The organism is Natrinema marinum (assembly GCF_024296685.1).
GTDB lineage: Archaea > Halobacteriota > Halobacteria > Halobacteriales > Natrialbaceae > Natrinema > Natrinema marinum.
Genome location: NZ_CP100763.1, coordinates 1457185 through 1482689 on the forward strand (window position 1 = coordinate 1457185; position 25505 = coordinate 1482689).

Below are 25505 nucleotides of genomic sequence, written 5' to 3' on the forward strand. Positions count from 1 at the left end.
CGAACTGCGTCGGTCTCCCGTCGTCCCCGCCTCGCTTTGCTTTTCGCTTTCCCCGGTCTTCGGCTGTCCGTTACTGCTGGAGGACGAACGGCCCTGCGCCCGCGGTTCGCCGGGCAACGGTCGCGATTCGGAGCGTGAAGGCCGTCAGCACGATAAACGGTGCCAGCGCGATAGTGAACGAGACGGAGACGAACGTCAACAGCGGCGGAAGGCCGAACACCCACACACCCGGCAGGAGCTGCGCGTCGATCGCGAGTATCGTCAGGACGGTCACGATAATCGAGGGGAACGAGGAGACGAGGAGCGTCCGCGAGAGTTCGGAGATTTCCCGGCTGTAGTAGAGCGTCTTGAAATACTCCCGGCCGGTCGCGAACAGTTCCAGGGCCTCCAGCAGTTCCTCGAACGGATCGTCGGTCACCTCGGACTCGTCGTCTTCGAACCGGAGGGTGAACTCGCGCGTCTGGTCCATCATCGGCCCATAGTCGGTCTCGAGGCCGAGCCAGAGCACGCCGAACTCGGCACCGCCGGCCTCTTTGAGCGAGTTCTCGAGGTGATCTGCGGTATTCGAGATCGAATCGACGTACTCCTTGACATCCTTGGCGAACTCCTCATCGCCCTTTTGGGCGACGTCTTCCAGGGTGTCGGCCCGTTGTTTGATCGTCTCGGCCATGACCTGGATGAACATATTCGGGTTCGTCGGATTCTGTTCCGTCGCGACGATCCGATTCAGTTCGCGACGAAACTGCCGCATTCCCTCGATCCGGTCCTTTTGAGCGCTGATGTGAGTGATGTCGTAGGAAAGGACCGTCGAGTTGATCGAGACGACGATCGAGACCAGCAGAATGATGCCGCTCAGAAACGTATTCAACACCGTCTGGACGGCCTGCGTCTCGGTGAGTAGCCGCTGCATCTCGAACGTCCAGAGCGTCCCGATCAGGAGAAACGTGGCGAACGTCATCGTCAGCAGTGCGCCGGTGACGGCGTATCGATTCCCTTCCAAAAGCAGCCATCGGCTAAGTCTGACGCCGCGTTTCCTGCTCGGAACTGGAACCCAGCTTCGCAGGTTGTCGAACCCATCAGAGATGCTCATACTGTTGAAATAACGAAAGGCCGTCCGGACGCGTTCTAACGCCTTCGGAGTGCCTATCGCAACATAATCGAATGCTATGAAACACTTAAGCAGCCGGCCGGCCAGTACCGCCGTATTTAGTGTGGTAGGCCACTGATACTGGCGTGACGGCGTCGCCTTCTCGCTCACCGTCACGGCGACCGCAACGCCGAAGTCGACATCGGCCGTCGACTCGAGCGAGCACGTTCCAATGACCGACCGACCAGTCTACGGCGTCGACGTCGATCCCGAGACGCGGTGCGCTCACTATCACACCGACCGCGACGTAGTTGCGTTCAAATTCGCCTGCTGCGAGCGGTATTATCCGTGTTTTCGGTGCCACGGGGAGCGTTCCGATCACGAGGCCGTCCCGTGGCCCCGCGATCGCTTCGACGAATCCTCGGTACTGTGTGGCGTCTGCGGGACCGAACTCACCGTCCCCGACTATCTCGAGGGCGACTACCGCTGTCCGGCCTGTGACGCCGCCTTCAATCCCGGCTGTGCGAACCACGCGGAGCTGTACTTCGAGACGGAGGCCGACTCGTAACCACCGAATTCGCCCGGAGCGCGAGCGCCGGCGTCAGTCGTCGGCCGGCGCCGGACGCGAGCCGGTATCCGACGCGGGGTCGTCGACCAGCGTCGCCTCGACCCGCGGCGGGAGTTCGTTGACGACCGAGCGGCCGTCCTTCTCCCGGACCACCAGGTCGTCCTCGGCGAGCGCCGAGAGGTGGTGAGAGACCGTGCTCGGATCGCGCTCGAGTTCGTCCGCGAGCCGACCGTTTGGGACGCGACCGAGGTCGGCGAGCGTCTCGAGGACCGCCCGCTTTGCCGGCTCCGCGAGGGCGGCCCGCAGTTCGGCGTCGTCCGCGTCGCGGAAGTACCGGCGCTTGCCGTTGACCTTGATCCCTGTCACCAGGCCCTCGTCCTCCAGAATTCGGACGTGATGGCGGACCGTCGAGAGGGGGATGTCGGCCCGGTCGCTGACCCGAGAGAGGTAACAGCCCGGCTCGCGCTCGATGACCTCGTAGACCGCCCGGCGGCGGTCGTGCTCGAGCGGGTCCGAGTCATCGTACTTGCTGTATCGAAACAGCGGGAGGATCTTCCACGGGAGACTCGAGCCGGCCCGCTGGAGCGCGCGGACGGGACGGGACTGGCTCAGCCAACTCGCCGTTGCGGTACTCGCGCCGCCGGCCGCCCCCGAACCGCCGGTAGCGCCAGCCGCCGCGCCGGAGGCAGTGATCGCGCCCAGCGCCCCGACGAGCGCGGCGTCGGCGGCTGTCTCCGTCGGACTTGGCGTCTCGGACGGGGCCGCGTCCCCGCCGCCGTCGCTTCCGTCGCGACCCGTCGCCGGCTCGCCGCCGCTCGAGCCATCGCTGCCCCCGCTCGCGTTTCGCCCGTCGGCTCCGATGTCGGCCCCTACCGAGGCGTTGATCGCCGTCTCGTTGACGGTGCCCATCGTCTCGCCGACCGTCGCGTCGATGGTATCGGTCGTGGTCGAGACGGTGCCGTCGACGGCAGTGGTCGTCTCGTCGACGGCCGTTCCGACCGATCCGTTCGATCCGACCACCTCGTCGGTGGTGTTCTCGAGCGCGTCGGTCGTCCCGTCGGAGGTGTTTTCGACGGTGCCCGTCGTCCCGTCGGAGCCGTTTTCGATGGAACTCGTCGTCTCGTTGGTAGTGAGAGTGCCGTCGATCGTGCGGGCGGTCGAATCCGAAAGCGCCGAGGCGCCGCTCGAGGTCCCCGCAGCGATCCCCGCGACGCCGCCGCTCAGCAGCGCGACGACGAGGACCAGGGCGAGCGTTCGCGCCGCGCTCGACGAGATCGATTCCATACTGCTCGTCCGGCCATGTGTGATCGAGCGTAATACGTGTTTTCCGTTTCGTGACAGTCAAGAAATCGGATCGGTGGCACCGCGACAGGGGGCGATCCAGCAAGGTATTTCCGCGTCGGGCGGCCGATTTCGGGTATGGATCCGGCGCTTGGCCCGCCCGAGGCGATGGCCGAGAAACGCGACGAGCTGACGCCGATGATGGCGCAGTACCACGACCTCTGTGCGCGCTACGACGACGCGATCGTCCTCTTTCAGGTGGGGGACTTCTACGAGACGTTCTGTGGTGCGGCCGAACGCACCGCCCGCCTGCTCGAGATCGCCCTGACCAGCCGGGAGGATTCCACCGGCGAGTACCCGATGGCCGGCATTCCGATCGACAACGCCGAATCGTACATCGAGGAGTTACTCGAGGCCGGCTACCGGGTCGCCGTCGCCGATCAGGTCGAAGAACCCGGCGAAACCTCGGGCGTCGTCGAGCGCGCAGTAACCCGTGTCATCACCCCAGGGACGCTCACCGAGGACGAACTGCTCGCCGGCGACGACAACAATTTCGTCGCCGCGGTCGCCTGTGACTCCGGCTCAGGCCACGACGACCGCGAGGTCGCGCTCGCCCTGCTCGACGTCTCGACCGGCGACTTTCTTGCGACGAGTTCCACGTCGCGAGAGTCGATCGCCGACGAGGTGAGCCGGTTCGCTCCCGCCGAGGCCGTCGTCGGTCCCGATGCGCCCGTCGATCTGTTCCCCGACGACTGCATGGTCACGCCCTACGACGGGGCGGCGTTCGACCGCGATCGGGCGGCAGAAACGCTCTCGGCGTACTTCCGCAACCCCGACGCCCTGCTCGCGGGCGACGCCGAAATCCGGGCCTGCGGCGCGCTCCTTTCTTACGCCGAGTACGTCCGCGGCGGCGCACACGAGGGCGAGCGCGGCGAGACGGACGACAACGACGCGAACCCAGACGGCACCGGAGACGAGACCGCCGACGATTCCGGCGCTCCGGACGGCGACAACCGCCTCGAGTACCTCACACACCTCACGCGATACGATCCCCGCGAGTACCTGCTGCTCGATGCGGTGGCGCTGCGCAGCCTCGAGCTGTTCGAACCCCGCGCGGTCCATGGCCGGGACGACGCCACGCTGGTCGGCGTCCTAGACGAGACCGCCAGCGCGCTCGGCGGCCGCAAACTCAGAGACTGGCTCCGGCGACCGCTGCTCGAACCCGATCGGATCGAGGCGCGTCTCGACGCCGTCGAGGAACTCACGAGCGCGGTCCGGACCCGCGAGCGGCTCCACGACCGGCTGCGGGAGGTCTACGACCTCGAGCGGCTGATTGGCCGAATTTCTCGCGAACGGGCGAACGCGCGGGACCTGCGCTCGCTGCGGGACACGCTGGCCGTCGTCCCCGACGTTCGCGACGGACTCGACGACGCGGACTGTGACCGCTTGCAGCGGTTACACGGGAACCTCGATCCGCTGACGGACGTCCGCGAACTGATCGAGGACGCGATCGTCTCGGACCCGCCGATCGAGATCACCGAAGGCGGGATCATCGCCGAGGGGTACGACGAGGACTTAGACGAGTTGCGCGGGACTGCCCGCGACGGCAAACAGTGGATCGACGACTTAGAGGAGCGCGAGCGCGAGCGGACCGGGATCGACTCGCTGAAGGTCGGCTACAACTCGGTCCACGGCTACTACATCGAGGTGACGAACCCGAACCTCGAGTCGGTGCCCGAGAACTACCAGCGCCGACAGACCCTCAAGAACTCCGAACGGTTCGTCACGCCGGAACTCAAAGAGCGCGAGGATCAGATCGTCGGCGCAGAGGAACGAGCGGACGAACGCGAGTACGAACTCTTCCGCGAGGTGCGCCGCGAGATCGCGGACGAGGTCGAGCGCGTCCAAGGGCTCGCGGCGGCGGTCGCGACGCTCGACGCGCTCGTTTCGCTCGCGAGTGCCGCCGCGCAGTACGACTACTGCCGGCCGGAGATCCTCGAGCGAGACGGGAGTCAGACCCTCGAGATCGAAAGGGGTCGCCACCCCGTCGTCGAGCGCACGCAGGAGTCGTTCGTCCCGAACGACGCCCGGTTTTCGCGCGATCGGCGGCTGGCGGTGATCACGGGGCCGAACATGTCGGGCAAGTCGACGTACATGCGACAGGTCGCCCAGATCGTCCTGCTGGCGCAGGTCGGCAGCTTCGTCCCCGCCAGTGCGGCCCGGATCACGCCCGTCGATCGCATCTTCACCCGCGTCGGAGCGAGCGACGACATCGCCGGCGGCCGCTCGACGTTCATGGTCGAGATGGACGAACTGGCGACGATTCTCGAGGAGGCTGACGAGCACTCGCTCGTGTTGTTAGACGAGGTCGGCCGAGGCACGTCCACGGCCGACGGGATGGCCATCGCGCAGGCGATCACCGAACACCTCCACGACGCGGTCGGCGCGACGACGCTGTTCGCGACTCACCACCACCCGCTGACCGAACTCGCAGACGACCTCGCGGCCGCGTTCACGCTGCACTTCGAGGTCGACCAGCGGGACGGCGAGGTCGTCTTCCACCACGAGATCGCCCCCGGCGCGGCCACGGGTTCCTACGGTGTCGAAGTCGCGACCGCCGCGGGCGTCCCCGATTCGGTCGTCGATCGGGCGCGGACGCTGGTCGCGGACGCGGAGGACGCCGACGGTGACGCCGAAGTGAGGGCGGAGACACGCGAGGAGTCGGCTCCCGCGTCGAACGCGGAGGCGGCCTCGGCGGCCACCGCAGACGGCGGTGAGCGAACCGAGGGCGGTTCGCGATCCTCGGCGGAGTTGCGCTCCGACGTTGGTGACGTGCCGACCGACGTGGCCGCGGAACTCCGCGCGCTCGATTTGGCCCACCTCACGCCCGTCGAGGCGCTGACGGAACTCGACCGGCTGAAGCGGTTGCTCGAGGAGTAAGCTGCGCCGCTGCCGGCCGATACCGTCGGATCGTCAGTACCGGAGACACGGTCGAAGAACGGTGCGGATAGCGAACAGTCGCCGTAATCGATGCGTACGCAGATTGCGAGGTCCTGCAGAACACACAACTGTTCCGGCAGCGACATGCGGAGTATGACATATCGAACGACGATCGGCTGGTCGCTCATCTCCTCGGGCATCGTCACGCTGTTGCTGGCGTATCTCCCGGGAAAGTCGTGGTGGTGGGGCGTCGGACTATTGCTCCTCGGAATCGTGATCTTCACCGTGCGCCGATAGCCACACCGAAATCGATCCCCTCAGTCGCGCCGACCGGCGCGCGGAAGCCGCCACGGTCGTTGTAAGCTTTTACGAGGACGGTAAACGGCCGACGTGCCGGCGATCGTTTGGGAACATTTCTATGGCAACGCAAAGAGGCGGCCGAACTAACCGAGAACGATGACGGTGACCGGCTCGAACGCTTCTGGTCGGGGAGCCGGCGGTCCTCGAGACGTGGCATCTGAGCGCCGGAACCGTCGACGACGTGGTGACCGCGAGCCACGAGGATCGTCTCGACTGCGTCGGCAGCGCGTGCCGGCTGCCGGACGGCAACCTCCAGTGTGTGGCCGAACTGCCGTCCGATGTCGACGACTGCGGCACGATCGAAACGCTCCAGGGGGGCGTCTCCCGACCTCGAGGTGGTCGCCCAGCGAACCCATCAAATCGACGACCGAACCGTCGCCGAGATGCTCGAATCTCGCCGGCGACCTTCTCCCAGCACCTCCGGGCCGGCCAGCGAAAGATCATGGAAACGCTACTCGGCGAGGAGGAAGACGACGAGCGCTGACCTACCGCGGGGGACTTACTCCGTCGGCGGCTCGAGCGCGACGAAGTCGAGGCTGTGGTCGGCGAGCAGCCGACTCGCGCGGTCGGTCACCGAGGGCGCGACCAGAATGCCACGGACGGCGGCGTCGGCGTGGAGGTCCCGCTCGAGGGCGTCGACGTAGCGCCGGAGCTGGCTCACCGCGTCGGGGCCGACCCGGCGGCGCTTCAGTTCGACCACGACGGGTCGACCGGCGTCGTCCGTGCCGTAGATGTCGACGGCGCCCGCGGGCGTGTCCCGCTCGGTGGCAAGCGGCGTGAAACCGGGCTCGAGCAGGTTCGGCTCCGCCAGAATCCGCTGGCGGAGGTCCTCTTCCGTGCCGACGAGCGCGAGTTCCGTCTCGTCGGAGCCCGAAAACGCCGACACCTGTAGCACCTCCCCGAAGCGGACCCGCAGGCGCTCGTCCGGCGCCGATCGCAGGCTTTCGATGACGAGCGCGCCGTCGTCGCAGAACGCCTCGTGGTCACAGCCCGGCGGCTGCCAGTTGACCGGCTGTTGCCCCTCGTCGGTGTGGACCAGCGCCGCCCCGTCGGGCTTGAGCATGACGTGGCGGTCCCCTGCCTCGAGATAACTCGCCGCCCGGCCGTCGTAGTCGACGGTACAGCGGCCGTAGACGGTCACGATCGCGTCGCGGTCGATCCCGCGAACGACGACGTCCCGCGCGGCCGCCGGCGTCGGGTTCTGGAGGGTTTCCGCCCGCTGGTCGGACGCTGAATCGCTCACTGGAACCGCGTAGGGTCGGAACCGATAAAAGGTGCCCGACGGCGACCGGTCGCGACCGCAGCCCTCGAGCGGGCCGACGCAGAAGGTACTTGAGCGCTCGTCCCCGCGCACGACACGAATGTCGAACCTTCAGACCCGTCGCGGCCTCCTCGCGCTGACTGGCACCGGCGCGGCCGCGTCGCTCGCCGGCTGTTCGCAACTCGAGTCGATCACGGGCGGCGCCGACGCCGACGACGCGCTGACGGTCACCGTCCAGCCGGATCGGGAGCAACTATCGGCCCTCGAGGAGGAGCTTCGGGCCGGCCTCGAGAGCGGCGATATCAGTCAACAGGAGGCCCAACAGCGGTTCAGCGAGACACAGCGGCGCCTGACCGAGGAGGCCGCGGCGACGTTCGAGGAGACGGCCGCGAACAGCGGCGAGCTGTCGATCGTCGAGTCGGCTCCGTCGTACGGCTTCTTCCTCGTCGACGCGTCCGGGGCGGCGATCGTCGACGCCCTCCGGCGCGGCGAAATCGCGGCGATCTATCCCCGCGCCCAGTTCGAGCAGTTCGCCCAGCAGCGGGATCGACTCGAGCAACAGCGCTCGGCGATGCGCAGTCAGCAAGGCGGGAACGGCACGACGAACGGCGGAAACGAGACGGCGACCGACGGAAACGAGTCGACCGCGAACGAATCGGACACCGGTACCGACTCCGGGACGTAGTCGGCTCGAGCCCGTCGTCTCGTCCGCTATCAGCGACTCAGTCGACGGCGAACGGACTGTCGCGCTCGAGCCAGTCCCAGCCGGGCAGTCGTTCCTGAAAGCCAGCGGCCAGTGCGGCCTCGCAGTCGTCCACGCCGGCGGCTTCGGCCTCGCCGCCGTGGTGATGCACGTCGACGTAGTGAAAGGTGGCTTCGCCGAGCGTCCGCAGGGGCTGGGTGCCGGCGACGGTCGCGGCCAGTTCGCGCCCGAGGAGTTCGTCGACGACGAACCCCGGATAGTCCCCGTCGACGTCGAGGTCTCTGAGGATCGCGACCATAGCGGCGACGTTGACGGCCAGATCGCCGTCAGCGAAGACGACGTCGACTTCGCCGCGGTACTGCCGTTCGGTGACCGCGTCGACCTCGGTATCGAAGCGCTCGCCGAGGTCCTCGCGGACGTCGTTGACGAGCGGAACGACCGTTTCGGCCCGATCGGCGACCCAGTTCCGTTCCGCTCTGACGCGGGCGGGCGTAAGGCGCATATACGGGTTCGACGCCGCTGTCGGACAAAACGCTTTAGGCGACGGTCGCGGTCCCCTGATCGCCGCGTCACTGATCCTGCGATCGTTCAGTCACTGACTGTCGGCTGACAGCACTGTCCGGTTGGCCCCGATTTTTGCGAAGGCTTTTATACCACGCAAAGAATAGCGTCGAGTAAGCGGGTTCTCCCTGGAATTGTCCCGCACGGACCAGGATAACCGATCCGGGAGCGTGTTCGTCAGGCACGGAGTAGGATACGATGATCCGGACACCGAGACGGAGTGTGAGCTACGTTGTCACCCGTGGGCGACGTGACTCACGACCGGTTCCGACGCGACGGCCGTCGAACGGCGGCCGTCACCGGACCGCCTTCCGCTCGCTGTCACCGATCGCGAACGCTTCGCCTGCCGCCGCGTGCGGCCCCGGACGGCGAGTTCACGCAAGCCACATTGGCGACCTATGAGTACTGTAGAGCAGCAACTCGACGATTTGAAAGCACAGATCACGAGCGAGTTACCGAGCGATATCTCGGTCTCCTCGGTGAAATACGAGGGCCCCGAACTGGTGGTCTACACTCGCGATCCGAAGAAGTTCGCCCAGCAGGGTGATCTCATCCGACAACTCGCGAGCAAACTCCGCAAGCGGATCACCGTCCGGCCGGACCCAAGCGTCCTCTCGCGGCCCGAACAGGCCCGCGAGGAGATCATGAACGTCATCCCCGAGGACGCGGGCGTCACCGACCTCGACTTCCACGCCGACACCGGCGAGGTCGTCATCGAGGCCGAAAAGCCCGGTATGGTGATCGGCCGCCACGGCTCGACGCTCCGCGAAATCACGAAGAACGTCGGCTGGACACCCGAAGTCGTCCGCACGCCGCCGATCGAGTCCTCGACCGTCTCGAACGTCCGCAGCTTCCTCAAACAGGAACGAGACGACCGACGCGATATCCTCGAGAAAGTCGGCCGACAGATCCACCGCGAGGAGATGTCCGACGACGAGTACGTCCGCATCTCGACGCTGGGCTGCTGTCGCGAGGTCGGACGGGCCTCCTTTATTCTCTCGACGCCCGAGACGCGCATCCTCATCGACTGCGGGGACAAACCCGGCGCGGAAGGCGAAGTGCCCTACCTCCACGCGCCCGAGGCGCTCGGGGCCGGTCCACAGACCATCGACGCCGTGGTCCTCACCCACGCCCACCTCGACCACTCCGCGCTGATCCCGCTACTGTTCAAGTACGGCTACGACGGCCCGATCTACTGCACCGAGCCCACGCGGGACCTGATGGGCCTGCTGACGCTCGACTACCTCGACGTGGCCGCCAAGGAAGGGCGCGCTCCGCCCTACGAGAGCGAGCAGGTCCGCGAGGCGATCAAACACACCATTCCGCTCGAGTACGGCGACGTCACCGACATCGCGCCGGACGTCAAGCTCACCTTCCACAACGCCGGTCACATCCTCGGCTCGGCCGTCTCGCACTTCCACATCGGTGACGGCCTCTACAACGTCGCCTTCTCCGGCGACATCCACTACGAGGACACCCGCCTGTTCAACGGCGCGGTCAACGACTTCCCGCGCGTCGAGACGCTCGTCCTCGAGTCGACCTACGGCGGTCGCAACGACTACCAGACCGATCAGGAAGACTCCGAGCGCAATCTCAAGCAGATCATCAACGACACCTACGATCGGGGCGGCAAGGTCGTCATCCCCGCCTTCGCGGTCGGTCGGTCTCAGGAGCTCATGCTCGTCCTCGAACAGGCGATGCGCAACGGCGACATTCCGTCGATGCCGGTCCACCTCGACGGGATGATCTGGGAGGCGACGGCGATCCACACCACCTATCCCGAATACCTCCGCGACGATCTCCGAGATCGGATCTTCCACGAGGACGAGAACCCGTTCCTCGCCGAGGAGTTCAACCACATCGACGCCGGCGAGGAGGAACGACAGGACGTTGCCGACGGCGACGCCTGTATTATCCTCTCGACCTCCGGGATGGTCACCGGCGGCCCGATCATGTCCTGGCTCTCCCACATCGGCCCCGACCCGGACTCGACGCTCGTCTTCGTCGGCTACCAGGCCCAGGGAACCCTCGGGCGGCGCATCCAAAACGGCTGGGACGAGATTCCGACCAGCGAGGTCGGTGCCATGGGCAACGGCGGTGGCCGCGGCACCCTCTCGCTGAACATGGATGTCGAGACCGTCGACGGCTTCTCCGGCCACGCCGACCGCGCCGGCCTCGAGAACTTCGTCAAGACGATGAACCCCCGCCCCGAGAAAGTGCTCTGCGTCCACGGTGACGAACGCTCCACGCAGGACCTCTCGAGCGCGCTCTATCACAACTACGACATGCGCACCTTCGCGCCGAAGAACCTCGAGACCTTCCGCTTCCTCTGAAAGTCTCCGAAAACGCGGAGGCGTTTTCGAGAAGCCAAAAATCGCTCCGCGATTTTTGAGCTCCCTCGGCGAGCCCTGGCGGGCTCGCTCCGCGGCTTCGCCGCTTCGCTTCGAGGTCGCGAAGCGACCTCGCACCGCTCGCCCTTTCAATGTCCGCCAGGACCGCACTCGCACGCCGCGCGGTCGGCCTGCCCTCCCCCGTGACTCGAGCGCTCGCCCCGAGGGGAGGCGAACGCTCGAGACGGCCACAGCGGCCGATCGATCGGAGTGGTCGACCGTCGCACCGCCGTGGAGGGTCAGAACGCGACCTCACGGCGACGGACGCGCGATGGCACGGCGGCGGAGGCGAACCCGATCAGGGATCACCGCGGCCGGTCGCCGGAGTCGTCGTCTCGCTATCGGCGGTCGTCGCCCTCCCATCGCTCTTCGTGGACGAGCGTCTCGACCTCGAGTCGGTCGCGCCAGCCCTCCCGCTGGAGGACCGGCTCGTCGGGGAAGCCGTCCGCCGGATAGCCCACACAGAGATAGGCGACCGGGTTGACGTGCGGCGGAACACCGAGTACCTCCTGCACCTCGTAGGGATAGAGGACGCTCACCCAGCCGACGCCGACGCCCTCCGCTCGAGCGGCCAGCCAGAGGTTCTGTACGGCGAGACAGGTCGAGTAGACATCAGTCCGCTTCATCGAACTGCGGCCCAGGACGTGGGGCGCGCCGCGAGTCGGATCGCAGGTCACGCAGATGTTGACGGGGGCGTCGCGGATCCCCTCGAGTTTCAGGTCGGCGAACTCGCTTCGGCGCGGCTCTTCGTACCCCTCGCGGGCGGCGGCGATCGCCCGCTCGGCGATCGCAGCGATCTCGGCTTTCGTCCCCTCGTTCTCGATGACGACGAGGTCCCAGGGCTGCGAGAAGCCGACGCTCGGGGCGTGATGGGCAGCGTCGATGATTCGCTCGAGTACGTCGTCCGGAATCGGCTCGTCGCGAAATCGCCGAATATCGCGTCGGGCGTAAATCGTCTTGTAAACCGCCTCGCGTTCCGCGTCGCTGAATACAACCATTGTTTACTGTGTGAAAGTAGAGTTGCATAAAGGCGCTGGCTGACTGGCCGCGCGCCGACTCGAGTCCCTTGCCGCGATCGCCGTCTTCCGGTGCCGATCACTCGGCCTCGGGGGCCTCGGCGGGATCGACGACTTCGTCGGTTTCGGGGTAGACGCCGACCTGCTCACAGACATCGGCCATCGGACACGCTTCGGGGTCCTCGAGGCAGGCCGGCTTCCGTGCCCGGCAGTACTCCCGGCCGAATTGGATCGTCGCCGTGTGGCCGAAGCCACACTTGGCCGCGGGCACGTCGCGCTCGAGGACCGCACGAACCCCCTCGTGGTCGGCCTCTGGCGGCGCGATCCCCATGCGCCGATAGATCCGGTGGACGTGCGTGTCGACGGGGAAGACGCCGCCACGGCCGCCCGAAAAGAGCAGGACGCAGTCCGCCGTCTTCGGCCCGACGCCGCGGACGGAGAGCAGCGTCTCTCGCACCTGGGACGGCTCTTCGTCTTTCACGAACTCGTCGAAGGCCGCGGCGGAGCCGAACTCCTCGAGCACCCACTCGGCGACGTCGATGATGATCTCCGATTTCTGGTTGTACAGGCCCGCCGAACTGATCGTTTCGGCGAGCGTCGACTGTTCGGCGTTCGCGAGCGATTCGGCGAGATCGATTTCGTCCGCTCGCGATCGCCCGCTCACGGCTTCGCCGTTCGCATCATCGAGACCCTCACGTCGTTCGCGCCTCGCACCGCTCGCGCTGCGTGCGTCGCGTTGTGACGCGCTACCATCGTAGCGCTCGAGCAGGGCGTCGTGGGCCGGCTGGCTCGCCTTGTCGCTCGTGTTCTGGCTCAGGATCGTTCGAACGAGGCAGGTGAAGGCGTCCTGCCCGCCGTACGTTTTCTGCCAGTACAGTTCACCCAGCCGGTCGACGACCAGTTCCGCGCGGGTGTCCGCGGTGGCCGGATCGAACTCGGCCGCCGCACCGCCGCCGTCCGCGCCGCCGCTGATGTTCTCGGTCGGCTCCGGATCGTCGCTCATACCCTCGCGTTAGAACGTGGACGGCAAAACGACGGCGGAACCGTCAGCGACTCGAGGCAGTCCGGGTCGCCGACGAGATCACTCGACCGAAATCGTCACCGTCGCCTCGGCGCCGTCGGCCAGCGCCGCCACGAGGTCGCGATCGAATCCCTCGGCCGCGAACGCGGCCCCGTTCACGATCGTCCGATCGTCGACGTAATCGCTGGTCCGACCGACCGCACTACGCTCGTTGGTGAACTCGAGCGCGGGATCGCCTCGTCCCGTCACCGACTCGCGGTGGCCGTCGGCCTCGATCTCGAACGTGATCGTCGCGTCGGCGTCCCGGCAGGCCGCGACGAACTCGGGGTCGAAGTCTGCGGGTGCGCGGTCGGCTTCGATCGCGAGGATGCAGTCGCCCGCGGGGGTGAGGTAGTCGTCCGTCGTTACCTCGAAGGTGCTCGCATGCTCGGCGGTGACGTGCTCGTGGCCGCGAGCGTGAATGACTTCTTTCATGAGTGGGAGTTCGGTGCCGGCCGGAAAACGGGATCGAATCCGAGCCGAAGCCGATAGTGGACTCGAGCGCCCATAGGGAGGCTTTCGGATCGGACGCCTGGTCGGTCAGCACCGTCGCCTGTCGGGCGAGAGTCACAGTGAACAGCGATGTTCAGCCGAAACAGAATTGATTATTTATGCCCCGGATATACTGTAACTATGCGCGCTATCGGAGCTGTGCCCGTCGCCGTACTGGTCGCGTTGTTCGTTGGCTTCACTGCCGCGTTTACGATCAGTCCGGACCCGACAGGAACGCTGCCGCTCGCCGTCGGAGCCGGGATCACCGCGGTACTAACGCCGCTCGCGTACGTCGGTATCCGAAGCGCCGGCACCAGCGATCTCAAATAATCGTTTCAGTCGCTGCCTCGGCTGCTATCGCCCGCGAACGAACGCGACGCCGATTCGAGTCAGGATCGTGATCGATAGCCGGCACGAAACTCGTGAACGCCTGCACCGACGACGTTCCCGACCACGACGACGAAGAGTATTGCAACGAGCCCACCGCTCCACTCCGCGTTCGGGGAGCCCGTTACGACGCCGGCGATCATGGCGACCGTCGCGCCGACGACTGCAAGCGCTGCCAAACCGAGTTGGAGTCTCGACCCGCTGTGGCGCGAGAGCAGATACTGAGGGAGCCCGACCCCGATGGCCAGATAGACCGCGATTCCGACCGGCGTAGTACCGAGCACGGCTGGACTCGCGGTGATCGCACTGACGACGCCGGCAAGCAGGAGTGCCAGCGCGAAGCCGGCTCCGACGAGACGGGCGTCTCGCATACTGAGCGATCGAACGGCGGCGAAAATATAGCTTCTGGTAATCCGAGCGGAACGGCGGCGACGGTCCTCAGACGAGGCTCGTGCCGTCGAACTCGCCACGACCGTAGTCGATGTCCATCAGCTCGAGGATCGTGGGCGTGATGTCGAAGAGGTCGGCGTCGTCGATCGTCGCGTCGGGGCTGTCGATGTACAGCGACGTGTTGTCGAAACTGTGCATCCCGTTTCGAGGACCGGTGTCGAAGATCTCGGAGTCAGCCTTGAAGCCGGATTTGAGGTCGAAGCCCTTGTTCGGGATTGCGACCAGATCGGGCGCGATGTCGTCGTGGTCGCCACGGAACGCCCGTTCTTTCTCGACCACGCGGTCGACGACGTTGTTCCCGTTCGGTCCTTCGAGCGCCTCGAGGTCGGCTTTGAGTTCGTCGCGGACGGCGTCGTACTCGTCTTGGGGCACGGAGCCGCGGGGCTCACGTCCCTCGAGGTTGATGTAGAAGCGACCGGGGATGAACGAGTAGGCCGTCGTTTCGTCGGCGATGTCGCCCAGTTCCTCGGGCTCGTCAGTCCGGAAGGAGAGCCAGCCCTCCTCGCGGAGCCACTCGTTGAAGTGGACCTCGTAGTCCAAGCTGGTGAAGCCGTGGTCGGAGGCGACGATCATGGTGACGTCTTCCGGCAGCGCTTCGCGCAACCGACCGATGTAGTCGTCGACCTTCCGATAGAACTCGATGAACTCGTCTCTGTACTCGCCATCGCGCTCGTAGTCTTTGAACAGGAAGTGGTTGACCCGGTCGGTCGTCATGAAGACGCCGAAGAACAGGTCCCAGTCGTCCTCCTCGATGTAGTGTTCGAAGGCCTCGAACCGGGCGTCGACGGTGGCGTGGGCGTCCTCGATGAACTCAGACTTGTCGTCCTGATGGCCGAGTTTCGGGTTGACGTCGATCCGGTAGTCGAGCGTCTCCAGATACTCGCGAACCTCGTCCGGGTAGGCGGCCTTCGCGAGGCCGGGCGAGAGGAAGCCCGAGACCATCCGCTGGACGTTGCGCTGGGGTGGGAACGTGACGGGGACGTTCAACACGGTGGCCTTGCGACCTTCCTCCTGTACGCGGTCCCAGACGCGGTCGGCCTGGACCTCACGGCCCATCGGAACGTAGGTGTCGTAGGTGCCGACCTCTCGATCCTGGAAGCCGTAGACGCCAGTCTCGCCGGGATTGACGCCGGTCGTCAGCGAGGGCCAGCAGGCGCTGGATTCGGGCGGCACGATACTCGAGATCTCGCTCGCCGTGCCCTCGTCGGCGATCGCGGCGAAATTGGGGAACAGTTCCTCGTTCTCCGACAGGAGACTATACGGCACGCCGTCGACCCCGATAAATGCGACCCGGGGATCGCCGTCGCCCCGCAATCGATCGAACAGACCCATAGGCGGACGTAGTTCGACCGCATACAAGAAGGTTCGTTTCGAGATAGTGTTTTGCGAATATCTGACACACGTTCCCACACCAGTCGATGTCGTCGGAGCCGGCGGCCGAGAGCGCGTATCGATGAACTGTCGGAAGTCCGTTACTCGTCCGGCTCACTCGAGTCTTCGGGGTCGAAGTTGGTGGGTACGACCGTGAGATGTGCCATTCCGACCCCGTCGGTGGTCGCGTCGTCGGCGGTCGGTGACGTTCGTGCGGACGAGTTAGATGCTGCCATACGGGAGGACGTACGGCAGCAACGGGAATAAAATTACTCATGCTCATAATGCATCCGACGGTCGACGGAGATAACTCTGGGAAATCTGTCGAGCAGGGGCAGAAGGAATCGCGCTGTGAGCGCGGACTGCGGTCGCTACTGGAAGTGCTCCTGATAGAGGTCCTGAGCGTGTTCGATCGCGTCGTAGGCGGCCTGCTTGTCCTCCCAGCCCTGCGTCTCGACTTCCTTGCCGGCCTCCAAGTTCTTGTAGGTCGCGAAGAACTCGTCGATCTCGTCGAGTTGCTGCTGGGGGATATCCTCGAGGTCCTCGATGTGATCGTATCGCGGATCCTCGCTCGGGACGGCGATGACCTTATCGTCCTGTTCGCCGTCGTCGTCCATCTTCATCAGCGCGACGGGACGGGCCTCGATGACGCAGCCGGGGAACGTCTGGTCCTCGACGAGGACGAGGACGTCGAAGGGGTCCTCGTCGTCGTAGTACGACTGCGGAATAAAGCCGTAGTCACTCGGGTAGTGAACATTACTGTGGAGCACGCGATCGAGGACGACGCCGGGAACGTCCTTGTCGTACTCGTACTTGTTCCGTTCGCCCTTGAGGCACTCTACGACGGCGTAGATCTCTTCGGGCGCGTTCGGTCCGGTCTCGAGGTCTTCCCAGAGGTTGACCATGTACCGGAAACTCCACCGTCGATCAAAAAGTACTTTCGTAATCGAGTGTCACTAGCTACGTGACGGTTGCCAGATCCCCGACAGACACGAAACGGACACGTTCGACCGCTGTCCGGCCGCGTAGCGGGCAGTAGCGAGCTGTCCAATCGACTGATACGAGGCAATAGTTGACAAGTCTTAAATAGTCTGGTGACATTTGCACACGTATGTCAGAGGCACAATCAATCACCGGCGAACAGAGCATTGCACGCGAACTCACCGCCTTCCAGAACAACATCCTCGTCATCCTCGCCAAAGAGCCCATGTACGGGCTCGCGATCAAGCGCGAACTCGAGGACTACTACGGCACGGAAGTAAACCACGGGCGTCTCTACCCCAACCTCGACGAACTCGTCGATCTGGGGCTGGTCGAGAAGAGCGAACTCGACAAGCGAACCAACCAGTACTCGCTGACCGATGACGGCTACGACGCCGTCCTCGACGGTATCGAGTGGACGCTCTCGAAGGTCGTCACGGGCGACGACCGCGCCGACGAGATTTCCGAGATCGTCGAGAACAGTTACTGAACGTCTGGAATCGGTTCTCCGGCCGTTTCGAAGGCGAGTTCGATCGACTCGCCGATCATCTCCCGTTGTTTTTCCGACGGCCAGGCGTTCCGCACGAAGTATTCGGTCCGGAACTCCGTGATCTCCGCGCTCGTCAGCGACGCGATCGGCTTTGCGTAGTGGTTGCCCGCGAAATCGGCGAGCAGCGCCGCGTTGTCGCCGTGGACCTCGCCGTGAGCTGCCCGCACATCTGCGACGAGCTCCCGATTCCGCGCGTCGACTTTGTCCCAGTCGTTCGGATCACCCGTTCCCTCGAGCGGAATCTCTACCGCGCGGTCGATGTCTTCGATGCGGTCGGTTCGGATGACGCCGTCTGCTTGCCACTCCGCGGGGTGGCAAACGAGCACGTCGTCGCCGTCGTCGTCGCGGATTCGGGCGGTGAACTCGTACTCGTCGAGCAGGTCGTCGCGCCGCGTCTCGTAGGCGTCGGCCTCGTTCTCGTCGACAGCAGTACGCTCGAGGCGGGTCAGCCGCTCGATCTCGTCGACGACGCCTCTGGGGAGTTCCTCGCCGTCGTTCTCGTCGGGACGGTCGGCGCCGTCCACCGCGTTTGGATCGTCTACCGCGTCCGGGTTCGTCATGGACGATCGTATGCGCTCGAGCGGTTTTGGCCTTGCCGATCCGTTCTCGGAGTCCATTTTGGTCACCTTCCGGCCGGTTTGCTCTGTGTATGGAAACGGGATGCGCCGACGAGAATCCAGTAGAAAATGCGTCCTACTATCGTGGCGACAGGGATCTCCGCGTCCTCCCCGGCCGATTTCTACTCACGACGGCGGAGCCGGCGTTCGGATGGGTCGCGGGACCGGAGGTTCCGCGCTCCCCTCGGTCCCTTCGGTCACTCGCTCATCCACCGGAAAACGCGTCACGTCTTCCGAGCCGGTCGCTCGCAGGCTCGCGAAGACCTCGCACGCTGTTATCGGCCGCCCTCACTGTCGTTCGGTCGGCCGACAGCGCGCGCCACCGCGATGGCTGATCGGGTTCAGTATTACAGTGACTCCCACCCTTGAGCGCGCTCAGGCTTGATCGAGCGCCTCGTTCACGAGGCCGTCCGCGCGTTCGTTGACCTCGCGCGGGACGTACTCGAGGGTCCATTCCTCGAACGCGGCCAGTAGCTCGTGGACGGTCACGCGCTTCTCGCGCAGTTCGGGGTTGTTAGTGTCGTACTCGCCGCGGACCTGCTTGACGATGAGTTCGGAGTCGCCGCGAATGTGGACCTCGTCGTAACCGTAGTCGCGGGCGGCCTCGAGGCCCGCGATCAGCGCCTCGTACTCGGCTTGGTTGTTCGTCGCGGAGCCGATCGTCTCGCCGTCCTCGGCGACGATGCCGTCGCCGGTGACGATCACCCAGCCGACCGCGGCAGGGCCGGGGTTCCCGCGCGAGCCGCCATCGAAGTAGACGTGTGCGCGCCCGCCACCCTCTCGCAACAGTGCCTCGAGATCCCGCGGGTCGGCCCCCTGAATCACGACTTTGTCGTCGTAGGCGACGGCGGTTGCGTCGCCGCGGCTCGCGCGCCAGCGTTCGTGGTCGGTATTTCCCGATCCGACGGCAACGTTTGCCGCCTCGAGCCGCTCGCGAGCCGTCTCCACATCGCACTCGATGACGGGCATTCGTCCCCGAAATCCGGGGGAATCGGATAAAGGTTTTCCGGTTCCGAAGCGTAAACCTCGACCCTGAACGCCTGTCGGGCACGTTTTCGGCGGATACGGGTCTGGTGCTCAAAACGCTTACCGAATATTTATATACTATGGTGATACTACTATAAAAGTGCGATGACACGGTCCACCCGCCAGCGGGAGCGAACGCGCGAGACGGACGAGACCGAGGAACAAGAGGGGGTACGTGCCTGCCCCGAGTGTGAATCGGATAATCTCGTCAAGGACTCCGACCGGGGAGAGCTCATCTGTGAAGACTGTGGGCTCGTCGTGGAGGAGGAACAGATCGACCCCGGCCCGGAGTGGCGGGCGTTCAATCACCAGGAACGGCAGGAAAAGTCCCGCGTCGGCGCACCGACGACCCAGACGATGCACGACAAGGGGCTGACGACGACGATCGACTGGAAGGACAAGGACGCCTACGGACGCTCTATTTCCTCGAAAAAGCGCAGTCAGATGCACCGACTGCGCAAGTGGCAAGAACGGATCCGCACCAAAGACGCCGGCGAACGGAATCTTCAATTCGCGTTAAGCGAGATCGACCGAATGGCATCCGCGCTGGGCGTGCCGCGCTCGGTTCGCGAAGTCGCTTCGGTGATCTACCGGCGCGCACTCAAAGAAGACCTCATCCGCGGGCGCTCGATCGAGGGCGTCGCGACATCCGCGCTGTACGCCGCGTGTCGAAAGGAAGGGATCCCGCGAAGCTTGGAGGAAATCTCGGAAGTCTCCCGCGTCGAACGCAAAGAGATCGGTCGCACGTATCGATACATCTCGCAGGAACTCGGCCTCGAGATGCGTCCCGTCGACCCGAAAAAGTACGTCCCCCGCTTCTGTTCTGAACTCGAACTCTCCGAAGAGGTCCAGACCAAAGCCAACGAGATCATCGAGAAGACGGCCGAGGAAGGGCTCCTCTCCGGAAAGTCACCAACCGGCTACGCCGCCGCCGCGATCTACGCCGCCTCGCTGCTGTGCAACGAGAAGAAGACCCAGCGCGAAGTGGCCGACGTCGCGCAGGTGACCGAAGTGACGATCCGGAACCGCTATCAAGAGCAGATCGAAGCGATGGGCATTCACGGCTGATCGAGGTTCGCTCGATCTCCGATTTTTGCGGTGGAATCGTACGTGAGCGGTCGCTGTGCCACTGACACGCCGCCGGAATCACCGCGTTACTCGTCTTTGCCGACGCTGATGACCTGCAACAGCGAGTAGACGGGGACGCCCTCGAGCTCCTCGAGGCCCTGCTTGTCCGCGAGGACGACACACGCCAGCGGTGTCCCGCCTTCGGCGCGGATCGCCTCGATCGTTTCGCGCATGGTGGTGCCGCTGGTGATGGTGTCGTCGACGACGTAACACTCGCGGTCGCGGATGCCGGCGAAATTGCGCGAGAAGGTGCCGCCGAGCTCTTCGATGTCGCCTTCTTCCCACTGGTGTTTCGCGGGGGTGTAGGTCCCGAGATCGGTCTCGAGTTCGCGGGCGACGAGGGTGGCAATGGGGCCGCCGGCCTTCTCGATGCCGATCGTCAGATCCACGTCCTCGCCGTGTTTCGCGAGCAGGTCGGCCATCGCCGACGCGATGTGGCTCATCCGCTTGCTGTCCCGTCCGACCGCCGACCAGTCGACGTGAATATCCTGCGGGCCGCCGGCACCGGCGGTGTCGGATCGCTGTGGCGGTTGTTCGGATGTCTGCGGAGCTGTCCCGCTTCGTTCGACGAGCCAGCTCGCGGTCTCCCGCGAGACGTTCAACTCGTCCGCGATTTCGCCCTTCGAGAGGCCCCGAGCCGCGAGCTCGGCCGCGCTCTCGATCAGGTCGTCGACGTTTTTCATATATCGGTGAATTCGACCGCCGTTTTTATAGGCGTGTCGTCATTCGGGGCCGCCGTCGCCCCGTGGCCGGCCGGGACGCTCGCGGTGGCCTTCGGGAACGCGAGGTCTACTTCCTCGAGGCCGTAGACGCCGGTGACGATCGCCTCGAGGACCCCCTCGGGAAGCGCCGCGAGCGTGTCGATGGCCGCTTCGAAGTGGCCGCGGTTCGAGTTGACGCTGCCCACGATCGCTTTGTTGTGGAGGACGAGTTCGCGGTGGAGGCGGCCGCCGTCGATCTCGAACGACCAGTCGCCGGGGACGCCGAGTAAGGCGGCGACGCCGTTGGGAGCGAGCGCGTCGACCGACTCGAAGGCGTGTTTCGCGTAGCCGGTCGCCTCGTAGACGAGGTCCATCGGCTCGTACGCGTCGGGAATCTCGGCGAGGGGCGTTTCGCGGGAGTCGATATAGGTCGCGCCCAGCCGCTCGATGATGTCGATCGAGGGGTCGGGCCGGTCGCGACGGCCGAGGCAGTAGACGCGCTCGTAGCCGAGCGTCTCGGTGAACATCGCGACGGTCAGCAGGCCGAGCGAGCCGTTGCCGAGGACGAGCGCGGACTCGGGCTGCCAATCGAACGCCGAGCGAGTCGCGTACGCGTGCTCGAGGGCCTTCTCGGTGATGCTGATCGGTTCGACGAGGAAGCCCCACGCCGCGAGTTCGGCGGGAATCGGGACGAGGCAGTCGGCCGGGCTCGTGATGTACTCGGCCATGAATCCGTGCGCGCCGACGATGCCGCGCTCGACGTACTCGCCCTCGGGGGCCATATCGGGCTCGCCGCGCTCGAAGTAATCGTTGGTCTCGACGCCCGCTGGGGGTCGGCGGACCGTCGGGACGACGTACTGGCCTTCCTCGAGGCCCGTTCCGTTGGCGTCTTCGACGACGCCGACGGCCTCGTGGCCGAGCACGAGTCGGTCGTCACCCGCGGGGACGCCACCGTGGCTCCCTTCGATGACCTCGTAGTCGGTGCCGTCGACGCCGACGCGGCAGATCCGGACGAGGGCCTCGCCGGGGGCTGGTTCTGGAACGGGTCGCTCGACGATTTCGGGGACACCCGCTCCGGGCTGGACTGCGATGGCTTTCATGCTAGAGAAGGAAGAACCGCGATGTTAAATATTTATTCCTGATCGAGTAAATTCCTGTGCTATCGGATCGGCAGACCGTCGGTCGGCCGCTCGAAGCGACGACGGCCGAAACCTGCCACACTGCAAACGATTATCCGGCTCCCCCTGCCTGTATCTACCATGGAACGGTACGATCTCGTCTATCGGCTCTACGACGAGTACGACACGAAGACGTTACGCGAGTACCAGGAGTTCGTCGACGTGTTCCCCGCCGTCGACTCTCGGGTCGCCCTCGAGCACTGGCAGGGCGCGACGGAGGAACTCGAGGAGCGCAAAGACGAGATCCGGTCGTCGTTCGCGGCCGGCGAGACGTTCGCGGAGATCGCCGCACACGCGACCCGCGATCAGGCCTTCACCGCGTTGGACCTCGAGGCGAAGTACGGTCGCGCGGTGAACGTTCTCGTGCTCGACGTCGACGAGACGTTGCGCTCGGCCGGCGGGACCGACAACGAAATCCCGCGGGACACGCTGCACCTGCTGACGGAATTTCACGAGGCCGGCGTTCCGATCGTCATCTGCACGGGTCAGACCTTGGAGAACGTGAAGGGGTTCGCGATCCAGGGGTTGGGCAGCGAAATCGTCCACTCGGGTGATCTCTCGATCGTCTACGAAGCGGGGACGGGCGTGTTCACGCCGGGCCACGGCGCGGACACGAAGCAACTGCTCTACGAGGACCTGGGTGAGGAAATCCGATCGGTCTTCGACGACGTGCGCTCGCGGGTACTGCCGGAGGCCCCCGAAGATCTTCGCCGAGGCTGTCACCTCCAGGGCAACGAGTTCAACGTCACCATCAAGCCCAACTACGAGACCGGTTCGACGGACGCCCGCGCGATCATCGACGAGGCGCTGGTCTACCTCATCGACCTGCTCGCCGACGCCGTCGGTGCGACGCTCGAGGGCGACGACGCGGACCACAGCCACACCGACGCGGACGACGACGGTGGGACGACCCTGTCCGACGAGACGATCGTCGACTGGACGCGCGCCTATTACGCCGCGCAGGACTCCGAGGTCAGGGCCGTTCTCGAGGGCGAGGGGGCCTACCCCGATCTCGATACCGACGCGATTCCGGAGCGGCTCGCGGCGGTCTTAGAGCGCATCGATGTCGCCTACTACGAGGCCGACGCGGCCGAAATCGGCAGTCTCGAGTTGAACAAGGTCGTCGGCGTCGAGCGCGCGCTGAACGTGCTGGGCGTCGACGACCCGTTCGCGCTCGTGATGGGCGACTCCAAGAGCGACCTGCGCGTCATGCAGTGGGTGGCCGAAAACGACGCCGGTATCGCGGCCGCGCCGGAACACGCCTCGCAGGACACCTTAGAGCACGTCCTCGAGATGGACGACCTCGTCTTCGATCGCGGGAAGAGCGTCGACATCCTGCGGACGGTGTACGCGCTCAATCGACTGGCTCGACTCGGCTGAACGGAGACATCGGGGGACCGTCGTTATCGCCGTCCAGTCACGTGATTCTGACCCTCTTCAGGGGCGACCTGCGCTTGTAAAGGGCCTGAAGGGGAAAGCCCGCTCATCAACCGTCTCCGAGCCCTCTCCTCTGTCAGCACGGTCCGGACAAGTACAGTCGTCAGCGGCGGTCACATGACTGTCCTGACGGCTCGTTTCGGACGCGCCGAGCGATCGGCTGGACGGTTATGCGCGGAATCGAGTCCCGCTACTCCCGCGACAGCGTGGTCGTTCGCCGACCGGACTCGAGCCAGCGGTACGAGGTGACCTTCCAATGACGACCATCGCAGAACTTTCGCTTTCGACAGACGGGTTCGCGCTCGCAGAGACATTCCAGCAACTACCGGCCCTCGAGGTCCGCGTCGAAAGCGTCGTCGCGGAAGGGCCGGTCCGGACGACGCCTCTCGTCTGGTTCTCGAACGTCGACCGCGACGACGTAGAGAGCGCCATCGAGGCGGACCCGACCGTCGCCGAGTACAGCCAACTGCTCGAGGACACCGAAGACGGCGAACTGTTCTACCGGCTGCAGTACACCGAGGAAGTCGGCTCGATCTGCCGATGTGTCTATACGCACGGCGGAACGGTCCTCGACGCCCACGTCACGGACGGCCAGTGGACGCTCCGACTCCTCTTCCCCGACCGCGAGGGGCTCTCGAGCGCCGTCTCTGCCATCGAGGAACGCGACGTCCGGATCGACATCAAGCGCATGGTCGAGGCCGGCCAGAACGACGACCTCGAGACGACGGCGGCTGCCCTGACCGAACCCCAGCAGGAGGCCATCGCCGAGGCCTATCGGCAGGGGTACTACGACGTGCCCCGTGAGATCTCGCTCGAGGAACTCGCGAACGAACTCGACATCTCCCACCAGGCGCTCTCCGAACGGCTGCGCCGGGCGAACCGCGTCCTCGCGGGCGAACAGTTGGACGAGCCGGCCGGTGAGATGGCGACGCCAGACTGAGGGTCGCTCGAGCGCGTCCCGAGGATCGACCCCGGCGTCGATTGCAGGCGGCGGGCGTTTTTTGACCGTGCCCGGCGGACGATCGGTCATGTCGCATCACGATCCCGGCGCGGCGGACCCGTTGTCGCTTCGCGGCGTCGTGCCGCCGACCGTTACCGCGTTCCAGGACGACGAGTCCGTCGATTACGAGACGACCGCCGCACACGCCCGGTTCGTCGTCGATCGGGGTGCACACGGCGTCTTCCCGCTTGGCACCAACGGTGAATTCCCGCTGCTCTCGGACGCGGAACGCGACCGCGTCGTCGAAGCCGTCGTCGACGAAGTCGGCAACGAGGTACCGGTCATCGCCGGCGTCGGCGCGCCGAGCACCTACCGGACGGTCGCCCGTGCCGAACACGCCGAGTCGGTCGGCGCCGACGGTATCGTCGTCGTCACGCCCTACTACTATCCGTTGGACCACGAGGGCGCACTCGAGCACTACCGGCGGGTTGCCGAAGCCGTCGACCTCCCGGTCTACATCTACCACATCCCGAGCAAGACCGGCAACGAACTGTCGCTCGAGACCCTCGCGGCCCTCGCCGAGATCGACAATCTCGCGGGCGTCAAGGACTCGAGCAAGGACGTGCCGTGGCTCGCGCAGGCGATCGACGCCCACCCCGAGTTGACCTTCCTCGCCGGATCGGACTCGCTGATCTTCACCGGGCTCGAGGTCGGCTGCTCGGGCGCCGTCAGCGCCGTCGCGAACGTGTTCCCGGAACTCGTCGTCGACTGTTACGAGGCCTACGACGGCGGCGACGAGGACCGCGCGCGGGAATTGCAAAGCGAGATCTTCCGCGTGCGAGACGCGTTCAAGACCGGCGGCGCGTACATGTCGGGTGTGAAAACCGCGCTCCGAATGCGGGAGTTCGACGCCGGTCCGCTTCGAAGTCCGCTGCGGCTGAAAGACGACGAGGCCGCCGACGAAATGCGGGCTCGACTCGAGGCACTCGAACTCGAGGGGCTCTGAGACCGGCCCGATCC

The 25505-nt window shown here is 65.5% G+C and carries 27 protein-coding genes; 12 read left to right on the plus strand and 15 right to left on the minus strand.

Annotated features, from left to right (window positions below):
• Positions 1–70 precede the first annotated feature (70 nt).
• On the minus strand, positions 71–1090 hold the full coding sequence (locus tag NKH51_RS07145; protein ID WP_486633708.1) for a DUF7972 family membrane protein: 1020 nt from the start codon (positions 1088–1090) through the stop codon (positions 71–73).
• Positions 1091–1319: 229 nt separating this feature from the next.
• On the opposite strand from NKH51_RS07145, the gene NKH51_RS07150 reads away from it, so the two are divergent.
• The gene (locus tag NKH51_RS07150; RefSeq protein WP_254764556.1) at positions 1320–1655 is read left to right on the plus strand and encodes a CHY zinc finger protein; all 336 of its coding nucleotides are present in this window, start codon (positions 1320–1322) and stop codon (positions 1653–1655) included.
• A 33-nt stretch (positions 1656–1688) separates the two neighbouring features.
• On the opposite strand, the gene NKH51_RS07155 is transcribed toward NKH51_RS07150, so the two are convergent.
• Complete coding sequence (locus NKH51_RS07155; RefSeq protein ID WP_254764557.1) at positions 1689–2939, minus strand: winged helix-turn-helix transcriptional regulator; 1251 nt, start codon at positions 2937–2939, stop codon at positions 1689–1691.
• A 135-nt stretch (positions 2940–3074) separates the two neighbouring features.
• Here NKH51_RS07155 and mutS point away from each other — a divergent pair, with 135 nt between their 5' ends.
• The 3 genes from mutS to NKH51_RS07170 all read left to right on the plus strand — a co-directional run bounded on the left by mutS (position 3075) and on the right by NKH51_RS07170 (position 6720).
• Positions 3075–5876, plus strand: coding sequence for a DNA mismatch repair protein MutS (gene mutS / locus NKH51_RS07160; RefSeq protein WP_254764558.1), 2802 nt, complete (start codon positions 3075–3077; stop codon positions 5874–5876).
• Positions 5877–6029: 153 nt separating this feature from the next.
• The gene (locus tag NKH51_RS07165) at positions 6030–6173 is read left to right on the plus strand and encodes a hypothetical protein (RefSeq protein ID WP_254764559.1); all 144 of its coding nucleotides are present in this window, start codon (positions 6030–6032) and stop codon (positions 6171–6173) included.
• Between the two features lie 247 nt (positions 6174–6420).
• Positions 6421–6720 (plus strand): hypothetical protein, encoded by a 300-nt coding sequence (locus NKH51_RS07170; RefSeq protein ID WP_254764560.1) that lies wholly within the window; start codon positions 6421–6423, stop codon positions 6718–6720.
• A gap of 15 nt (positions 6721–6735) precedes the next feature.
• Here the strand turns inward: NKH51_RS07170 and nucS are convergent, their stop codons facing one another.
• On the minus strand, positions 6736–7479 hold the full coding sequence (gene nucS / locus NKH51_RS07175; RefSeq protein WP_254764561.1) for an endonuclease NucS: 744 nt from the start codon (positions 7477–7479) through the stop codon (positions 6736–6738).
• A 118-nt stretch (positions 7480–7597) separates the two neighbouring features.
• Here nucS and NKH51_RS07180 point away from each other — a divergent pair, with 118 nt between their 5' ends.
• A complete protein-coding gene (locus NKH51_RS07180) occupies positions 7598–8182 on the plus strand; it encodes a hypothetical protein (protein ID WP_254764562.1) in 585 nt (194 codons plus the stop codon).
• A gap of 37 nt (positions 8183–8219) precedes the next feature.
• Here NKH51_RS07180 and NKH51_RS07185 read toward each other — a convergent pair whose 3' ends face one another.
• Complete coding sequence (locus NKH51_RS07185; protein WP_254764563.1) at positions 8220–8702, minus strand: DUF7984 family protein; 483 nt, start codon at positions 8700–8702, stop codon at positions 8220–8222.
• 457 nt (positions 8703–9159) lie between these two features.
• Here NKH51_RS07185 and NKH51_RS07190 point away from each other — a divergent pair, with 457 nt between their 5' ends.
• Positions 9160–11094 carry a beta-CASP ribonuclease aCPSF1 gene (locus tag NKH51_RS07190; RefSeq protein WP_254764564.1) on the plus strand — a complete coding sequence of 645 codons (1935 nt, stop codon included), beginning with the start codon at positions 9160–9162 and terminating at the stop codon, positions 11092–11094.
• A 395-nt stretch (positions 11095–11489) separates the two neighbouring features.
• On the opposite strand, the gene bluB is transcribed toward NKH51_RS07190, so the two are convergent.
• The 3 genes from bluB to NKH51_RS07205 all read right to left on the minus strand — a co-directional run bounded on the left by bluB (position 11490) and on the right by NKH51_RS07205 (position 13662).
• On the minus strand, positions 11490–12149 hold the full coding sequence (gene bluB / locus NKH51_RS07195) for a 5,6-dimethylbenzimidazole synthase (RefSeq protein ID WP_254764565.1): 660 nt from the start codon (positions 12147–12149) through the stop codon (positions 11490–11492).
• Positions 12150–12246: 97 nt separating this feature from the next.
• A complete protein-coding gene (locus tag NKH51_RS07200; RefSeq protein ID WP_254764566.1) occupies positions 12247–13170 on the minus strand; it encodes an endonuclease III domain-containing protein in 924 nt (307 codons plus the stop codon).
• A 78-nt stretch (positions 13171–13248) separates the two neighbouring features.
• A complete protein-coding gene (locus NKH51_RS07205; RefSeq protein ID WP_254764567.1) occupies positions 13249–13662 on the minus strand; it encodes a DUF371 domain-containing protein in 414 nt (137 codons plus the stop codon).
• A 198-nt stretch (positions 13663–13860) separates the two neighbouring features.
• Between NKH51_RS07205 and NKH51_RS07210 the strand changes: the two genes are divergently transcribed.
• Positions 13861–14049 (plus strand): hypothetical protein, encoded by a 189-nt coding sequence (locus tag NKH51_RS07210; protein ID WP_254764568.1) that lies wholly within the window; start codon positions 13861–13863, stop codon positions 14047–14049.
• Between the two features lie 59 nt (positions 14050–14108).
• Here NKH51_RS07210 and NKH51_RS07215 read toward each other — a convergent pair whose 3' ends face one another.
• From NKH51_RS07215 to NKH51_RS07225, 4 genes are all read right to left on the minus strand, one after another.
• Positions 14109–14477, minus strand: a complete 369-nt coding sequence (locus NKH51_RS07215; protein WP_254764569.1) for a hypothetical protein — start codon at positions 14475–14477, stop codon at positions 14109–14111.
• Between the two features lie 67 nt (positions 14478–14544).
• Positions 14545–15888: an alkaline phosphatase family protein gene (locus tag NKH51_RS07220; protein WP_254764570.1), complete on the minus strand. Its 1344-nt coding sequence runs from the start codon at positions 15886–15888 to the stop codon at positions 14545–14547.
• A gap of 140 nt (positions 15889–16028) precedes the next feature.
• Positions 16029–16163 (minus strand): hypothetical protein, encoded by a 135-nt coding sequence (locus NKH51_RS18810; protein WP_256527522.1) that lies wholly within the window; start codon positions 16161–16163, stop codon positions 16029–16031.
• Between the two features lie 135 nt (positions 16164–16298).
• A complete protein-coding gene (locus NKH51_RS07225; RefSeq protein ID WP_254764571.1) occupies positions 16299–16832 on the minus strand; it encodes an inorganic diphosphatase in 534 nt (177 codons plus the stop codon).
• A gap of 206 nt (positions 16833–17038) precedes the next feature.
• Here NKH51_RS07225 and NKH51_RS07230 point away from each other — a divergent pair, with 206 nt between their 5' ends.
• Entirely contained in the window at positions 17039–17398 is a 360-nt protein-coding gene (locus NKH51_RS07230) for a PadR family transcriptional regulator (RefSeq protein WP_254764572.1), read from the plus strand.
• Here the strand turns inward: NKH51_RS07230 and NKH51_RS07235 are convergent.
• Entirely contained in the window at positions 17392–18018 is a 627-nt protein-coding gene (locus NKH51_RS07235) for a DUF7108 family protein (RefSeq protein ID WP_254764573.1), read from the minus strand. The two genes, NKH51_RS07230 and NKH51_RS07235, sit on opposite strands and share 7 nt — an antisense overlap.
• 432 nt (positions 18019–18450) lie before the next feature.
• Entirely contained in the window at positions 18451–19044 is a 594-nt protein-coding gene (gene rnhA / locus NKH51_RS07240; protein ID WP_254764574.1) for a ribonuclease HI, read from the minus strand.
• Between the two features lie 162 nt (positions 19045–19206).
• Here rnhA and NKH51_RS07245 point away from each other — a divergent pair, with 162 nt between their 5' ends.
• Positions 19207–20169 (plus strand): transcription initiation factor IIB, encoded by a 963-nt coding sequence (locus NKH51_RS07245; protein WP_006182115.1) that lies wholly within the window; start codon positions 19207–19209, stop codon positions 20167–20169.
• 86 nt (positions 20170–20255) lie between these two features.
• Here the strand turns inward: NKH51_RS07245 and gfcR are convergent, their stop codons facing one another.
• Positions 20256–20912 (minus strand): transcriptional regulator GfcR, encoded by a 657-nt coding sequence (gene gfcR, locus NKH51_RS07250; RefSeq protein WP_254764575.1) that lies wholly within the window; start codon positions 20910–20912, stop codon positions 20256–20258.
• Positions 20909–22030 carry a glucose 1-dehydrogenase gene (locus NKH51_RS07255; protein ID WP_254764576.1) on the minus strand — a complete coding sequence of 374 codons (1122 nt, stop codon included), beginning with the start codon at positions 22028–22030 and terminating at the stop codon, positions 20909–20911. Before NKH51_RS07255 ends, gfcR begins: the two co-directional genes overlap by 4 nt.
• 159 nt (positions 22031–22189) lie before the next feature.
• On the opposite strand from NKH51_RS07255, the gene NKH51_RS07260 reads away from it, so the two are divergent.
• The 3 genes from NKH51_RS07260 (at position 22190) to NKH51_RS07270 (ending at position 25491) form a co-directional block, all read left to right on the plus strand.
• A complete protein-coding gene (locus NKH51_RS07260; protein ID WP_254764577.1) occupies positions 22190–23488 on the plus strand; it encodes an HAD family hydrolase in 1299 nt (432 codons plus the stop codon).
• A 313-nt stretch (positions 23489–23801) separates the two neighbouring features.
• Positions 23802–24485: a helix-turn-helix domain-containing protein gene (locus tag NKH51_RS07265; RefSeq protein ID WP_254764578.1), complete on the plus strand. Its 684-nt coding sequence runs from the start codon at positions 23802–23804 to the stop codon at positions 24483–24485.
• A gap of 88 nt (positions 24486–24573) precedes the next feature.
• Positions 24574–25491 (plus strand): dihydrodipicolinate synthase family protein, encoded by a 918-nt coding sequence (locus NKH51_RS07270; protein WP_254764579.1) that lies wholly within the window; start codon positions 24574–24576, stop codon positions 25489–25491.
• Positions 25492–25505 lie beyond the last annotated feature (14 nt).

What these genes read in the sequence shown, in the direction of transcription:
- NKH51_RS07260 (WP_254764577.1), top strand. Translation starts at nt 22,190, where the DNA reads ATGGAACGGTACGATCTCGTCTATCGGCTCTACGACGAGTACGACACG.
- NKH51_RS07220 (WP_254764570.1), bottom strand. Translation starts at nt 15,888, where the DNA reads ATGGGTCTGTTCGATCGATTGCGGGGCGACGGCGATCCCCGGGTCGCA.
- NKH51_RS07205 (WP_254764567.1), bottom strand. Translation starts at nt 13,662, where the DNA reads ATGAAAGAAGTCATTCACGCTCGCGGCCACGAGCACGTCACCGCCGAG.
- gfcR (WP_254764575.1), bottom strand. Translation starts at nt 20,912, where the DNA reads ATGAAAAACGTCGACGACCTGATCGAGAGCGCGGCCGAGCTCGCGGCT.
- NKH51_RS07180 (WP_254764562.1), top strand. Translation starts at nt 7,598, where the DNA reads ATGTCGAACCTTCAGACCCGTCGCGGCCTCCTCGCGCTGACTGGCACC.
- NKH51_RS07165 (WP_254764559.1), top strand. Translation starts at nt 6,030, where the DNA reads ATGACATATCGAACGACGATCGGCTGGTCGCTCATCTCCTCGGGCATC.
- bluB (WP_254764565.1), bottom strand. Translation starts at nt 12,149, where the DNA reads ATGGTTGTATTCAGCGACGCGGAACGCGAGGCGGTTTACAAGACGATT.
- NKH51_RS07255 (WP_254764576.1), bottom strand. Translation starts at nt 22,030, where the DNA reads ATGAAAGCCATCGCAGTCCAGCCCGGAGCGGGTGTCCCCGAAATCGTC.
- NKH51_RS07270 (WP_254764579.1), top strand. Translation starts at nt 24,574, where the DNA reads ATGTCGCATCACGATCCCGGCGCGGCGGACCCGTTGTCGCTTCGCGGC.
- mutS (WP_254764558.1), top strand. Translation starts at nt 3,075, where the DNA reads ATGGATCCGGCGCTTGGCCCGCCCGAGGCGATGGCCGAGAAACGCGAC.
- NKH51_RS07200 (WP_254764566.1), bottom strand. Translation starts at nt 13,170, where the DNA reads ATGAGCGACGATCCGGAGCCGACCGAGAACATCAGCGGCGGCGCGGAC.
- NKH51_RS07210 (WP_254764568.1), top strand. Translation starts at nt 13,861, where the DNA reads ATGCGCGCTATCGGAGCTGTGCCCGTCGCCGTACTGGTCGCGTTGTTC.
- NKH51_RS07245 (WP_006182115.1), top strand. Translation starts at nt 19,207, where the DNA reads ATGACACGGTCCACCCGCCAGCGGGAGCGAACGCGCGAGACGGACGAG.
- NKH51_RS07225 (WP_254764571.1), bottom strand. Translation starts at nt 16,832, where the DNA reads ATGGTCAACCTCTGGGAAGACCTCGAGACCGGACCGAACGCGCCCGAA.
- rnhA (WP_254764574.1), bottom strand. Translation starts at nt 19,044, where the DNA reads ATGCCCGTCATCGAGTGCGATGTGGAGACGGCTCGCGAGCGGCTCGAG.
- NKH51_RS07145 (WP_486633708.1), bottom strand. Translation starts at nt 1,090, where the DNA reads ATGAGCATCTCTGATGGGTTCGACAACCTGCGAAGCTGGGTTCCAGTT.
- NKH51_RS07190 (WP_254764564.1), top strand. Translation starts at nt 9,160, where the DNA reads ATGAGTACTGTAGAGCAGCAACTCGACGATTTGAAAGCACAGATCACG.
- NKH51_RS07235 (WP_254764573.1), bottom strand. Translation starts at nt 18,018, where the DNA reads ATGACGAACCCGGACGCGGTAGACGATCCAAACGCGGTGGACGGCGCC.
- NKH51_RS07185 (WP_254764563.1), bottom strand. Translation starts at nt 8,702, where the DNA reads ATGCGCCTTACGCCCGCCCGCGTCAGAGCGGAACGGAACTGGGTCGCC.
- NKH51_RS07230 (WP_254764572.1), top strand. Translation starts at nt 17,039, where the DNA reads ATGTCAGAGGCACAATCAATCACCGGCGAACAGAGCATTGCACGCGAA.
- NKH51_RS07155 (WP_254764557.1), bottom strand. Translation starts at nt 2,939, where the DNA reads ATGGAATCGATCTCGTCGAGCGCGGCGCGAACGCTCGCCCTGGTCCTC.
- NKH51_RS07150 (WP_254764556.1), top strand. Translation starts at nt 1,320, where the DNA reads ATGACCGACCGACCAGTCTACGGCGTCGACGTCGATCCCGAGACGCGG.
- NKH51_RS07265 (WP_254764578.1), top strand. Translation starts at nt 23,802, where the DNA reads ATGACGACCATCGCAGAACTTTCGCTTTCGACAGACGGGTTCGCGCTC.
- NKH51_RS18810 (WP_256527522.1), bottom strand. Translation starts at nt 16,163, where the DNA reads ATGGCAGCATCTAACTCGTCCGCACGAACGTCACCGACCGCCGACGAC.
- NKH51_RS07215 (WP_254764569.1), bottom strand. Translation starts at nt 14,477, where the DNA reads ATGCGAGACGCCCGTCTCGTCGGAGCCGGCTTCGCGCTGGCACTCCTG.